Annotated in this window: 12 protein-coding genes and 1 other RNA gene; 6 read left to right on the top strand and 7 right to left on the bottom strand. The window is 64.6% G+C overall.

What is annotated here, in order from left to right:
• Positions 1–249 precede the first annotated feature (249 nt).
• Complete coding sequence (locus ACE10Z_RS40545; protein ID WP_375785674.1) at positions 250–1749, top strand: phosphomannomutase/phosphoglucomutase; 1500 nt, start codon at positions 250–252, stop codon at positions 1747–1749.
• Positions 1750–1909: 160 nt separating this feature from the next.
• On the opposite strand, the gene ACE10Z_RS40540 is transcribed toward ACE10Z_RS40545, so the two are convergent.
• The 4 genes from ACE10Z_RS40540 to ACE10Z_RS40525 all read right to left on the bottom strand — a co-directional run bounded on the left by ACE10Z_RS40540 (position 1910) and on the right by ACE10Z_RS40525 (position 4890).
• The gene (locus ACE10Z_RS40540; RefSeq protein WP_024578797.1) at positions 1910–2410 is read right to left on the bottom strand and encodes an Lrp/AsnC family transcriptional regulator; all 501 of its coding nucleotides are present in this window, start codon (positions 2408–2410) and stop codon (positions 1910–1912) included.
• A gap of 76 nt (positions 2411–2486) precedes the next feature.
• Complete coding sequence (locus ACE10Z_RS40535) at positions 2487–3434, bottom strand: sugar kinase (protein WP_375785673.1); 948 nt, start codon at positions 3432–3434, stop codon at positions 2487–2489.
• Between the two features lie 79 nt (positions 3435–3513).
• The gene (nudC, locus tag ACE10Z_RS40530; RefSeq protein WP_375785672.1) at positions 3514–4464 is read right to left on the bottom strand and encodes an NAD(+) diphosphatase; all 951 of its coding nucleotides are present in this window, start codon (positions 4462–4464) and stop codon (positions 3514–3516) included.
• 6 nt (positions 4465–4470) lie between these two features.
• Positions 4471–4890 carry an HIT domain-containing protein gene (locus ACE10Z_RS40525; protein WP_212021210.1) on the bottom strand — a complete coding sequence of 140 codons (420 nt, stop codon included), beginning with the start codon at positions 4888–4890 and terminating at the stop codon, positions 4471–4473.
• Between the two features lie 111 nt (positions 4891–5001).
• Between ACE10Z_RS40525 and ffs the strand changes: the two genes are divergently transcribed.
• The 5 genes from ffs to ACE10Z_RS40500 all read left to right on the top strand — a co-directional run bounded on the left by ffs (position 5002) and on the right by ACE10Z_RS40500 (position 8685).
• Positions 5002–5098, top strand: an RNA gene (gene ffs, locus ACE10Z_RS40520) — signal recognition particle sRNA small type.
• A 112-nt stretch (positions 5099–5210) separates the two neighbouring features.
• Entirely contained in the window at positions 5211–7064 is a 1854-nt protein-coding gene (locus ACE10Z_RS40515; RefSeq protein WP_375785671.1) for a DNA polymerase III subunit gamma/tau, read from the top strand.
• Between the two features lie 21 nt (positions 7065–7085).
• Positions 7086–7406: a YbaB/EbfC family nucleoid-associated protein gene (locus ACE10Z_RS40510; RefSeq protein WP_092122614.1), complete on the top strand. Its 321-nt coding sequence runs from the start codon at positions 7086–7088 to the stop codon at positions 7404–7406.
• Between the two features lie 97 nt (positions 7407–7503).
• Positions 7504–8109 carry a recombination mediator RecR gene (gene recR, locus ACE10Z_RS40505; RefSeq protein WP_028335942.1) on the top strand — a complete coding sequence of 202 codons (606 nt, stop codon included), beginning with the start codon at positions 7504–7506 and terminating at the stop codon, positions 8107–8109.
• A 147-nt stretch (positions 8110–8256) separates the two neighbouring features.
• Entirely contained in the window at positions 8257–8685 is a 429-nt protein-coding gene (locus ACE10Z_RS40500) for a hypothetical protein (RefSeq protein WP_375785670.1), read from the top strand.
• 211 nt (positions 8686–8896) lie between these two features.
• On the opposite strand, the gene ACE10Z_RS40495 is transcribed toward ACE10Z_RS40500, so the two are convergent.
• The 3 genes from ACE10Z_RS40495 to ACE10Z_RS40485 form a co-directional block, all read right to left on the bottom strand.
• Positions 8897–10270, bottom strand: a complete 1374-nt coding sequence (locus tag ACE10Z_RS40495; RefSeq protein ID WP_375785669.1) for an MFS transporter — start codon at positions 10268–10270, stop codon at positions 8897–8899.
• A gap of 78 nt (positions 10271–10348) precedes the next feature.
• Positions 10349–10654, bottom strand: a complete 306-nt coding sequence (locus ACE10Z_RS40490) for a GIY-YIG nuclease family protein (RefSeq protein ID WP_375785668.1) — start codon at positions 10652–10654, stop codon at positions 10349–10351.
• Between the two features lie 77 nt (positions 10655–10731).
• Entirely contained in the window at positions 10732–11943 is a 1212-nt protein-coding gene (locus tag ACE10Z_RS40485) for a DNA recombination protein RmuC (RefSeq protein ID WP_375785667.1), read from the bottom strand.
• Positions 11944–12066: the final 123 nt, after the last annotated feature.

The raw sequence follows: 12066 nt of genomic DNA, 5'->3' as shown, positions 1-12066 counted from the left end.
GGCAGTGGATTGGCCGACAGCGTCCTGTCCGATTCAAAAAGCCCGCAGCGGATTTTCCGGTGCGGGCTCGAATTATTTCTGATTTTCAGATTGTGCCGGTGAGTTGCCCGACATGTCAACCGATATTTCGCCGACGCCAAATCTGCCGTAATTATTGGCCACAAGCCGTCAATCCTGCCTTCCGCTGCGGCGATGCATTCGCTAAAGCCGGCGGCATCGTTCCTCCGCATTTCCACGAGGCCATTTCTGATGTTTCCCAAGCCGAAACCCGTGCTGGTCCCGAACACCTATGCCTTCGAATCCGAGCCGATGGTGAAGCCGACCGGGTTTCGCGAATACGACGCGCGCTGGCTGTTCAACAAGGAGATCAATTTGATGGGCGTGCAGGCGCTGGGCATGGGGCTCGGCGCGCTGATCGCCGAGCTCGGCGTCAAGCAGGAGATCGTCACCGGTCACGATTTCCGCGGCTATTCCGCGTCGATCAAATACGCGCTGATCTCGGGCCTGATGGCGGCCGGCTGCAAGGTGCATGACATCGGGCTCGCGGTGACGCCGATGGCCTATTTCGCGCAGTTCGATCTCGACGTGCCTTGCGTTGCGATGGTCACCGCCTCGCACAACGACAATGGCTGGACCGGCGTCAAGATGGGCGCCAATCGCCCGCTCACCTTCGGCCCGGACGAGATGACGCGGCTGAAGGAGATCGTGCTCAATGCCGCGTTCGACAACAAGGCCGGCGGCTCCTACCAGTTTCACGAGAACTATCCGGCGCGCTACATCGCCGACCTCACCAGCCGGCCGAAGCTGACGCGCAAGCTGAAGGTGGTGGCGGCCTGCGGCAACGGCACCGCGGGCGCGTTCGCGCCGCAGGTGCTGGAGGCGATCGGCTGCGAGGTGATCCCGCTCGACACCGAGCTCGATCACACCTTCCCGAAATACAATCCGAATCCGGAAGACATGGAGATGCTGCACGCGATCCGCGATGCGGTGCTGGCGCACAAGGCCGATGTCGGCCTCGGCTTCGACGGCGACGGCGACCGCTGCGGCGTGGTCGACAACACCGGCGAGGAGATCTTTGCCGACAAGGTCGGCGTCATGCTGGCGCGCGACATGTCGGCGATCAACGCCAACGCGCAGTTCGTCGTCGACGTGAAGTCGACCGGGCTGTTCGTGACCGATCCCGTGCTGCAGAAGCAGGGTGCGAAGACCGTCTACTGGAAGACCGGGCATTCCTACATGAAGCGCCGCACCAACGAGCTCGGCGCGCTCGCCGGCTTCGAGAAGTCCGGCCACTTCTTCTTCAACAAGCCGTTCGGCCGCGGCTACGACGACGGCCTGGTGTCGGCGATCGCGATCTGCGAGATGCTCGACCGCGCGCCCGGCAAGTCGATGGCCGACCTGAAGGATGCGCTGCCGAAGACCTGGTCGTCGCCGACCATGTCGCCGCACTGCGCCGACGAGGCGAAATACGGCGTGGTCGATGCCGTGGTGAAGCACTTCGAGACGCTGCAGCAGAACGGCGCGCAGGTCGCGGGCCAGAACATCCGCGATCTCGTCACCGTCAACGGCGTGCGCGTCACGGTCGCGGACGGCAGCTGGGGCCTGGTGCGCGCATCCTCCAACAAGCCGGAGCTCGTGGTCGTGGTGGAAAGCCCGGTCAGCGAGCAGCGCATGCGCGACATGTTCGAGGCGATGGATTCGGTGCTGCGCACGCACCCCGAGGTCGGCGAGTACAATCAGAAGATTTGAGGCGGAGCCTCCGCAAATCAATTCGTCATCACCCGGCTTGACCGGGTGATCCAGTATTCCAGAGACGGTTGTGATTGAGTCGAGAAGCCGCGGCGTACTGGATCGCCCGGTCGAGCCGGGCGATGACAGTTGAGTGTGCCGCTACGCCTGAGGGTGCCCCTTACGCCGCGGGCACCGGTAGGGCCGTCACCGACTTGATCTTCTCCATCGCGAAGCGCGAGGTGACGTTCTTCAGCGGCACGGCCGAGATCAGCTTCTTGTAGAACACGTCATAGGCCTGCATGTCGGCGACCACGACGCGCAGCATGTAGTCGACGTCGCCGGCCATCCGGTAGAACTCCATCACTTCGGGCATGGCGCTGACGGCGTCGGCGAACTTGCGCAGCCAGGCTTCCGAATGGTCGGCGCTCTCGACCGAGACGAACACCGAAATCCCGAGCCCGATCTTGTTCTGATCGACCAGCGCCACGCGGCGCAGGATGACGCCGTCGGCCTCGAGCCGCTGGATGCGCTTCCAGCACGGCGTCGACGACAGCCCGACCCGGTCGCCGATTTCGGCGACGGAAAGCGAGGCATCCTCCTGCAACACGGTCAGGATCTTGCGATCGATGGCGTCGAGGCGGCGGTTGTTGTCGTGAAGCTGAATGGCGACATCGGTCATAGAAGAAAGTTCCACATGAAGGTTCAAACTCCCTCATATAGAGAAAAATCTTCCAAATCAAGCGGGTCGTGACCGGTCAGGCCGGCCGGACGTCGGCGTGTTCGCCCAAAAACGCTTCAACTTCAGTACGTTGCGGTGCGGCATAAGCGCCCCCGAACCGGGTGCATTTCAGCGCCGCGGCGGCGGAAGCGAAGCGGAGCGCCTGCCGCAGCTCCTGCTTCTCGGTAATGGCGAGGGCAAACGCCCCGTGGAAGACGTCGCCGGCGCCCAGCGTGTCGACGGTATGGACCGGGAAGGCCGCCGTCTCCTCGAGCCCGCCCTTCTCATTGAGCCAGATCGTGCCCTGAGGACCGCGGGTGCCGGCCAGGAAGGAGGGGGTGAGCTTGGCGAGCTTTTGCAGCGCCTGGCCGTCGTCGGTGACGTCGGCGGTCTGCTGCAGCGGCTCGCTGGAAAACACCAGATGGGACGAGGCCGTCAGCAGCCCTTCGCGCATCGACATCGCGCGGTCGACGTCGACCACTACGGGAATGCCGCGTTTGACCGCCTCGGCGCAAAGCTCGGTGCAGAACGGCGCGCAGCGGCTCTCGGTCAGGATCGCCGCGCAATCCTCCAGCAGCAGCTCGGTCGGCGGCAGCTTGACCTTCCAGAGCTCCGGATCGCGGAAGGTGACGATGGTGCGCTCGCCGGTGTCGTCGATCATGATCGCCGAGATCGGGGTGACCAGGTCCGGCATGTGGATGAGATGGTTGGTCTCGATGCCCTCCTGGGCCATCTTGTCGAAAATGTAGCGGCTCGAGGTCTCCCGCGAATCGCCCATCGGCCCGCAGATCGAGGCGCGGCCGCCCAGCCGGACGATGCCGATGGCGGCGTTCAGCGCGTTGCCGCCGCAGATCTCGTCGAAATGGGTTGCGTTCTCCTTGGAGCCGCGTGCCGGAACGTTGACGCGGAAGGTCAGGTCGCGCACCGGCAGGCCGATGCAGAGGATGCGGGGCGGGACTTTCGTGGCGCCGTCTTGAAAATTCATGCAAAGGTCCGTCGCAATGGTTCCGTCATCTGGCACAAGCTGTGCCAGATGTAATCGGCAGAACGATGTCCGGTTCCCGCTATTGGTCCAACGGATTTCGGTGGTGCACCCAGCGGCCGAGCAAATGATGGGCAATCGCGAACGGATGCGGACCGGCAAGGCCGTCGGGATGCTGGCGCTTGAGCATCAGCGTCGCCTCAGCGTGGTCGAACCAGCGCGCATCCTCAAGCTCGGTGCGGTCGACCACGATGTCCTCGTTGGTCGCGCGCGCGGTGCAGCCGATCATCAGCGATGACGGATAGGGCCAGGGCTGCGTCATGTAATAATTGACGTCGGTGCAGCGGATGCCGGACTCCTCGAAAATCTCGCGCCGGACCGCGTCCTCGATGGTTTCGGCGGCCTCGACGAAGCCGGCGAGGCAGGAATACATCCCGGGCATGAACTGCTTCTGCCGGCCCAGCAGCACCTTGTCGCCCGAGGTGACCAGCATGATCACGACCGGGTCGGTGCGCGGAAAGTGTTCGGCCTTGCAGCTCGGGCATTCGCGCTTCCAGCCGCCTTCCTTCATCGCCGTACGGGTGCCGCAGTTCGCGCAGAAGCCGTGGCGCTGATGCCAGGTCACCATCGATTTCGCCATCGCGATGGCGGAGAGCTGCTCCGGCGGTACCACGCCCTGCATCGCCATGCCGCGCAATTCGGTGATCGCAACATCAGGACGCCCGACCAGCTTCTCGGCCGCCTGCGGCGCGATCCCCATGCCGAAGATCGGCGCCGCATCGCGGAGCCCTAAGAAGATCGTGCCGGGATTGGCGCCAAAGCTGCGGGCCTCCTCCAGCGAGAGCAGGGCGCGGGCCCCGCCATCCTCCTGCTTCACGACCAGCGAGTCGCGATAGATCACGTAGGCGCGGGCTTCCCGGTGGCCCTCCAGCGCGAACAGCTTCTCGTCATTGGTGCGCAGATGCGCGGCGCGGTCCAGCACATGGGTGACGAAGGCCGGTTGGCCGAGCGGAAATGAATCGGATGCAGACATTGAATTTCAACCCAACCAGATCTTGCGGCGAAGCGCGCTGATGAAATTTTGCACTTCCTCGGCGTCATGCGCCAGCGGCGGCATCACGCCCCAAACGGGACGCGGCCATGCAGCGTCGCTGGTACGGCGTGCGATGACGTGGACGTGAAGCTGCGGGACGAGGTTGCCGAGGGCGGCGACATTCAGCTTGTCGCACTTGGTGACCTCTTTCAGGGCCCGCGAGACCCGGGTGATCTCGGTCATCAGCTGCGCCTGCTCGACCTCGTCGAGGTCGATGATCTCGACCGCACCGTCGCGCCGCGGCACCAGCAGCAGCCAGGGATAATGCGCATCCTTGATGACGAGCACCTTGCACAGCGGCAGGTCGCCGATGTCGATGGTGTCTTTGTTGAGCTGCGAATGCAGCGACCAGTTGGAGGCGGGCATGAGGGGCAAGTAATGCCTTTCCGTGTTCCCAGACAAGCCCCACAAAGCCAGCCTTACAAAGCCGGGTCAGGCCGCTTGCTTTCCGGCGGTTTTGGCCCCAAATAGGGACCGGGAGATTGGCGGTGGACGAGCCACTCGCCAACCGGGTCAGGTCCGGAAGGAAGCAGCCCTAACGAGGTCCGGATCGGGTCGCTCGTCAGTCTCCTACCTGTTTTTCCGAGCGAATCGTGCTGGAATGGCGGTCTCCGCGCCCGGCGCTCGATTTCGGCTCCTATCCGCACGCCGGCCGAAGAGACAATTCCCAAGTTGCGGATCGATGCATGAATGACGCTGGCGACCCCTCCCAACCGTCCGACGGCGCAGGCAAGGCAAGCCTTGACGGCGGTTTTGATTTGGGTGGCGCGCCGGATACGGCCAAGCCGTACCGCGTTCTCGCCCGCAAATACCGCCCCTCCAGCTTCGAGGATCTGATCGGCCAGGAGGCCATGGTCCGCACCGTCTCGAACGCGTTCGAGACCGGGCGGATTCCGCAGGCCTGGATCCTCACCGGCGTCCGCGGGGTCGGCAAGACCACCACCGCCCGCATCCTCGCCCGCGCACTGAACTACGCGAAGCCCGACGGCTCGGTGAAGGGGCCGACCATCCACATGCCCGACCTCGGCGTGCACTGCCAGGCGATCATGGAAAGCCGGCACATGGACGTGCTGGAGATGGACGCCGCCTCGCACACCGGCGTCGACGATGTCCGCCAGATCAATGACAGCGTGCGCTATGCACCGGCGAGCGCGCGCTACAAGGTCTACATCATCGACGAAGTCCACATGCTGTCGACCGCGGCTTTCAACGCCTTCCTGAAGACGCTGGAGGAGCCGCCGGAGCACGCCAAGTTCGTGTTCGCCACCACCGAAATCCGCAAGGTTCCGATCACGGTGCTGTCGCGCTGCCAGCGCTTCGACCTCCGCCGCGTCGAGGCCGACGTGCTGATGAAGCATCTCGGCAACATCGCGGCCAAGGAAGGCGTCGAGGTCGAGCCCGAGGCGCTCGGCATCATCGCGCGCGCCGCCGAGGGATCGGTGCGTGACTCGCTGTCGCTGTTCGACCAGGCGATCGCGCATGCCGCAGGCCTCGTGAAGGCCGACGCGGTCAGGCAGATGCTCGGCCTCGCCGACCGCACCCGCGTGATCGACCTGTTCGATTCGCTGGCGCGCGGCGATCTCGCCGGCGCCTTCGCGGAATTCCGCGCACAGTACGACGTCGGTGCCGATCCGGTCGTGGTGCTGTCCGACCTTGCCGAGTTCGTCAATTTCGTCACCCGCGTGAAGGTCGTGCCGGGAACCGCCGACAATGTCGCGTTCGGCGAGACTGAGCGCGTGCGGGCGCGCGAATTCGCCGCAAAACTGTCGATGCGGGTGCTGTCGCGGATGTGGCAGATGCTGCTCAAGGGCATCGCCGAGGTGCAGACCGCGACGCGCCCGGCTGCTGCCGCCGAGATGGTGCTGGTGCGGATCGCCTATGTCGCCGACCTGCCGACGCCGGATGAAGCGATCCGGATGATCGAGCAGAATGGCGGCGGCGCAGCCCTCGCGACGTCAGGCTCCGCCGCGTCGTCACCGCCGCGCGGCGCGCCGGCCTCGACGATGTCGGCGATGTCCTCAGTGCCGGTGCGCGCGCCGCAGGCCTCGCCGCGCGCCGATCTCGCCGCGCGCCCGCAGATGGCGGCGCCGGTCGCCGATGCCGCGCCGGCGCTGCGGATATCAAGCTTTCCGCAACTGATCGCGCTCGCCGGCGAGAAGCGCGACATCATGACCAAGAGTGCGCTGGAGGCCGATGTGCGGCTGGTGCGCATCGAGGACGGCCAGCTCGAGATCGCACTCGAGCCGAAGGCGCAGCGCGCGCTCGTCACCGATCTGTCGCGCAAGCTGGAACTGTGGACCGGGCGGCGCTGGACCGTGATCATCTCCAACGCGGCCGGCCAGCCCACGGTGCGCTCGCAGAACGAATTGGCACGTAGTGAGCATCAGCGGGCCGCCGAGGCCGATCCGCGCGTGCAGGAGGTGCTGGCGCGCTTTCCCGGTACCAAGGTGGTCGAGGTCCGCCGCCTTGCCGCCGAGGTTCCGGTGGCGGATGCGACCGGCGAAGACCCGATTGAAACTTCTGACAGCGACGACGATTGATCTGGCGATAGGAACGCACGCATGGCTGATTTTCTCGGCATGATGAAACAGGCAGCGCAGCTGCAATCCAAGATGCAGGCGATGCAGGAAGAGCTCGGCAATGTCGAGGTCGAGGGCATTTCCGGCGGCGGCCTGGTCGCGGTGCGCATGACCGCGAAGATGGAAGTGAAGGGCATCAAGATCGATCCGTCGCTGATGAAGCCGGAGGAGCGCGAGGTGCTCGAGGATCTGCTCGTCACCGCGCATGGCGATGCGCGCCGCAAGGCCGAGACGGCGATGCAGGAGAAGATGATGGCACTCACCGGTGGGCTCGGCCTGCCGCCGGGATTTGGTCCGACTTGAAGCGCGGCGGGATCAAGATGAATCATCGTGCTTTAGATCTTTGTTTGAGCATGATCTTTTCGGAAAACCGCTCCACACTTTTCCGGATCATGCTCTAATGGCTGCAAGCGTTGCCGGCCCCGAGATTGAACGGCTGATCCAGCTGCTGGCGCGGCTGCCCGGGCTCGGGCCGCGTTCGGCGCGGCGCGCGGCGCTGCATCTGATCAAGAAGCGCGAAGCCCTGATGACGCCGCTGACCGCGGCGCTGCAGGTCGCGATCGACAAGATCCAGGTCTGCAAGACTTGCGGAAACATCGACACGCAAAACCCCTGCACGGTGTGCACCGATCCGCGCCGCGATCCCTCGATCATCGTCGTGGTCGCCGATGTCGCCGATCTCTGGGCGCTGGAACGCGCCAATGCGACCAATGGCCGCTATCACGTGCTGGGCGCAACGCTGTCGCCGCTCGACGGCGTCGGCCCGCAGGATCTCACCATCGATCAGCTGGTGGCGCGCGCGCACGCACCCGAAGTGAGCGAGATCATTCTCGCCTTGAATGCGACCGTCGATGGCCAGACCACCGCGCATTACATCACCGACCTGTTGTCGGAGGCCAATGTGCGAGTGACGCGGCTGGCGCATGGCGTGCCGGTCGGCGGAGAGCTTGATTACCTCGATGAAGGTACGCTATCCGCAGCCATGCGGCAGCGGACGCTGTTCTAGCAAGCGATCCAGCAACGGGACGCGGCGGAGTTCGCCAGGCGATCCGTCACAAGTCGAAAAGATCGCACTGAAACAAAATGATAGGGTGGATGACGATTCGGGGACGGTCATCCACGCTCTGACGAATCAAATACGGAACCACTGCAAATGACGACACACCGATTCGGCGTACGCTTGGCCGTTGCGTTTCTGGCGGTCACATTCGCCGCGCCCTGCGCGCTCGCCCAGCAGAGCGATGCGCCGCAGAAGCCCGGCAAGATGATCCGGGCCGGCGACGTGCTGTCGGGGGAACTCGGCGTCATGAAGGTGCGCGACACCAAGAACCGCGGCAAGCGCGTTGCGACCTACCAGATCACCAGCGAGCCGCGCCGCCTGCCGCCGCCGAACGGTCTCTGCAACCTCGAAACCGGGCCGGAAACCTTTCAGCTGATTCCGACCAACGACACCCAGGCCGCGCAGCTCAAGAGCCTTTCCGGCAAGGCCATCTCGGTGAAGGTCGACGAGATCGCCTGCGCCAAGGATGCCGGCGAGATGAGCGAAGCCATCGTCACCAAGTGGAGCGTGGTGGCGAAGTAGCTGCCCCAATTGCGGTGTCATCGCCCGGCTGCGCGGGTAATGGCACCGCGCTGTTTCTTGAGTTGCGATCCATCCTCATCGTCGTCCCGGCGAAAGCCAGGACGACGCGCGGAGAGAGTGGTGCCGCGGCTTCTCCGTCAAACAACGAACGTCTCTGGAATACTGGATCACCCGGTCAAGCCGGGTGATGACAGGGGAGCGAGCGGCTGGGCTAAACCCTCACCGGCCCCAGCTCATCAAAATGCCCGCGCCGCTGCAGCCAGGCGAGCAGGATCAGGCTCGGGATCGCGACCAGCACGCAGATCACGAAGAACATTTGCCAGCCGACGGCCTTCGCCACATAGCCCGCGCCTGACGATAGATAGGTGCGGCCGACTGCCGCGAGCGCCGTGAGCAGCGCATACTGGGTCGCGGTGTGCAGCGGGTTGCGGCACAGCGCCGAGAGATAGGCGACGAAGATCACGGTGCCGATCGCGCTGGTGAAATTCTCCGCGGTGATCGCGAGCGCCAGCGCCCATTGATCGACGCCGACATGCGCGAGCCAGGAGAACGAGAGGTTCGCGACCGCCTGCAGCACGCCGCCGATCCACAGGCTGGTCGCCAGCGAATAGCGCCGCGCCACGAAGCCGCCGGCAAATCCGCCGATCAGGGTCGCGGCAAGGCCGACGCCCTTCACGATCGCGGCGTAATCAACCTTGGAAAAGCCGATGTCGATCACGAACGGCGCGGTCATGGTGCCCGAGAACGCGTCGGTGAACTTGAACAGCACCACAAAGGCGAGCGCCGCCAATGCGTCCTTGCGGCTGAGGAACTCGGAGAATGCGCCGAGCGCCGCATGCAAGACGCGTTCGGCTGCGGTCTGCGCATGCGTGGCGGCCTCCGCGCCTTTCGATTGGACCGGCTCGGTCGCAGCAAGTGCCGTGACGATGCCGATCACGACCAGCGCGGCCATCACCACATAGCCCCACATCCACGCCGACGGGCGCGCGAGGCCGGCGGACTCGAAACCGCTGACGATGAACAGCGCGCCGGCGGTCGAGACCAGCATGCCGATACGATAGGCCGCGACATAGGACGCCATGCCGGCAGCCTGCTCGCTTTCCGGCAGGCTTTCGACGCGGAAGGCATCGACCACGATGTCCTGCGTCGACGAGGCGGTTGCGACCAGCAGTGCGGCAAAGGCCGCGAACCATGGCGATCGTGCCGGATCGGCCAGCGCCAGCACCAGGATCGCCCCGATCAGCAACAGCTGCGAGAGCAATAGCCAGCCGCGGCGGCGACCGAAGATCTGCGTGAACAGCGGCACATGCAGCGCGTCGACCAGCGGCGCCCAGAGGAATTTCAGCGTGTAGGGCGTGCCGATCAGCGCCAGCAGCCCGATGGTTCCGAGATCGACCCCGGCCTCCTTCATCCACACCTGCAGCGTCGAGCCCGACAGCGCGAGCGGCAGGCCGGAAGAGAAGCCGAGCAGCAACACGATCAGGACGCGCGGCTGCAGGTACACGGCGAAGCTGTCGCGCCAGGAGGTGGGGGACGCTGGGACCGGTTTGGCAGACCCGTCTGACGTGGCTTCAGGTGCGGTCATAGGGTGGTTGTTACCAGATTCGGCCCCAAAAAGACTGTCATCGCCCGGCTCGACCGGGCGATCCAGTATCCCAGAGGCCTATCCGCCACCTGCGGCAATTTCCGGGTAAAGATCGATCCAATCCGGATTGTCTTTCTCGATTAGGGAGATTTTCCATGCGCGCGGCCATTTCTTCAGCCGCTTCTCGCGCTTGATCGCGTTCTCGGGATCGTCGAATTGCTCGAAATAGACGAGCTTCACCACACCATATTTCTCAGTGAAGCTCTCGATGAGTTTCAGCTTGTGCTCGCCGACTCTGCGAATGAGGTCATTTGTCACACCGATGTAGAGTGTTCCGCCGACATGGCTGGCGAGGATGTAGACGTAGTAGTTGCGTGCTCCCATCTGCCGCCTCTGGAATACTGGATCGCCCGGTCGAGCCGGGCGATGACACCGACTATGAGGTGAGATCAGGGTCCATACTACTCCCCCGCCTGCAGCTTGCGCGGGGCGGGGAACAGGTCGGGGGCGGCGGCGGCCTTGACGAAGCGAGGCACCTCGATCGGGGTCTCGGACTTGCTGAAGTCGAGTTCCTCGATGCGGCCGGCGCGCTTTTCGATCTTGTCGGCGGAGATCAGGATCTGCCGCACATCCTCGTTGACCTGGCCGAAATGGGTCTGCAGCTTGAGCACGCGGTCGCGCAGGCGGCCGAGGTCGTCGCCGAGATGCATCACCTCGTTGCGGATCTGGTCGGCGGCGTCGCGGATGCGGGCGTCCTTCAGGATCTGCTGCATCACCTGGATCGCCAGCATCAACAGCGAGGGCGACACCAGCACGACGCGGGCGCGGTAGGCCTTCTGGATCACGTCGTCGAAGCCGTCATGGATTTCGGCATAGACCGATTCCGACGGCACGAACATCAGCGCGGTGTCCTGGGTCTCGCCCGGGATCAGGTATTTCTCCGCGATGTCGCTGACATGCTTCAGCACGTCGGCGCGCAGCCGCTGGCAGGCCGATTTGCGTTCCTCGTCGCTGCGCGCATCGTGCAGCGCGGTCATGGCTTCCAGCGGGAATTTCGCGTCGATGCAGAGCGGGCGCTGGTCGGGCAGGAACACCACGCAGTCCGGCCGCTTGCCTGACGTCAGCGTGTACTGGAACTCGAACGAGCCCTTCGGCATGCCGTCCTGGACGATCGCCTCCATCCGCGCCTGGCCGAACGCGCCGCGCGATTGCTTGTTGGCGAGCACGTCGCGCAAGGTCGTCACCTGGGTGGTGAGCTCGTTGAGGTTCTTGTGGGCGTGATCGATGATGCCGAGCCGCTCGTGCAGCACGCGCAGCGAATCCATCGTGTTGCGGGTCGATTGTTCCATGGACTGGCCGACCCGGTGGGTCACCGAATCCAGCCGCTCGTTGACGGCGCGGGCCATCTCGGCCTGGCGGCCGGCCAGCGTCTGCGCCATGGCGTCGACCCGCCCGGAGGATTCGCTCTGCGCCCGCAGCATGTCGGCGAGCCGCTCCTCCAGCTCGTCGGCGCGAATGGCCTGGGCCATCGCGAGTTCCGCGCCGCGCCGGCTGGCGCGCGCGATCACCACGGCGATGGCGAACAGCAGGATCAGCGCCAGCGCGCCAAGGCCGATCAACGCGTCGGAGACACGGAGGGCAAGGTCGCCAATCGTGAGGAGAATCTCGTTCATGCCGGCAGTTGTAGCCGATTCGGCGTTGCTGCCGAACGAAAAGGGAACATTTATGGTAAACGCTTCCTTAAATTCCTTGGTTAATCTTGCGTGAAGAAACGTGGTTAAGGCCGCCTTAACCGG

Origin of the sequence: Bradyrhizobium sp. Pha-3 (genome assembly GCF_042258615.1) — a bacterium.
Taxonomy (GTDB): Bacteria; Pseudomonadota; Alphaproteobacteria; order Rhizobiales; family Xanthobacteraceae; genus Bradyrhizobium.
Note: the sequence above shows the minus strand (reverse complement) of the source record. Positions and strands in the feature narration are given on the sequence as shown.

Excerpts from the sequence above, each read along its gene's own strand:
- ACE10Z_RS40510 (WP_092122614.1), top strand. The coding sequence starts at position 7,086 with ATGGCTGATTTTCTCGGCATGATGAAACAGGCAGCGCAGCTGCAATCC.
- ACE10Z_RS40540 (WP_024578797.1), bottom strand. The coding sequence starts at position 2,410 with ATGACCGATGTCGCCATTCAGCTTCACGACAACAACCGCCGCCTCGAC.
- ACE10Z_RS40495 (WP_375785669.1), bottom strand. The coding sequence starts at position 10,270 with ATGACCGCACCTGAAGCCACGTCAGACGGGTCTGCCAAACCGGTCCCA.
- ACE10Z_RS40515 (WP_375785671.1), top strand. The coding sequence starts at position 5,211 with ATGAATGACGCTGGCGACCCCTCCCAACCGTCCGACGGCGCAGGCAAG.
- ACE10Z_RS40500 (WP_375785670.1), top strand. The coding sequence starts at position 8,257 with ATGACGACACACCGATTCGGCGTACGCTTGGCCGTTGCGTTTCTGGCG.
- ACE10Z_RS40545 (WP_375785674.1), top strand. The coding sequence starts at position 250 with ATGTTTCCCAAGCCGAAACCCGTGCTGGTCCCGAACACCTATGCCTTC.
- nudC (WP_375785672.1), bottom strand. The coding sequence starts at position 4,464 with ATGTCTGCATCCGATTCATTTCCGCTCGGCCAACCGGCCTTCGTCACC.
- ACE10Z_RS40525 (WP_212021210.1), bottom strand. The coding sequence starts at position 4,890 with ATGCCCGCCTCCAACTGGTCGCTGCATTCGCAGCTCAACAAAGACACC.
- recR (WP_028335942.1), top strand. The coding sequence starts at position 7,504 with ATGGCTGCAAGCGTTGCCGGCCCCGAGATTGAACGGCTGATCCAGCTG.
- ACE10Z_RS40490 (WP_375785668.1), bottom strand. The coding sequence starts at position 10,654 with ATGGGAGCACGCAACTACTACGTCTACATCCTCGCCAGCCATGTCGGC.
- ACE10Z_RS40485 (WP_375785667.1), bottom strand. The coding sequence starts at position 11,943 with ATGAACGAGATTCTCCTCACGATTGGCGACCTTGCCCTCCGTGTCTCC.
- ACE10Z_RS40535 (WP_375785673.1), bottom strand. The coding sequence starts at position 3,434 with ATGAATTTTCAAGACGGCGCCACGAAAGTCCCGCCCCGCATCCTCTGC.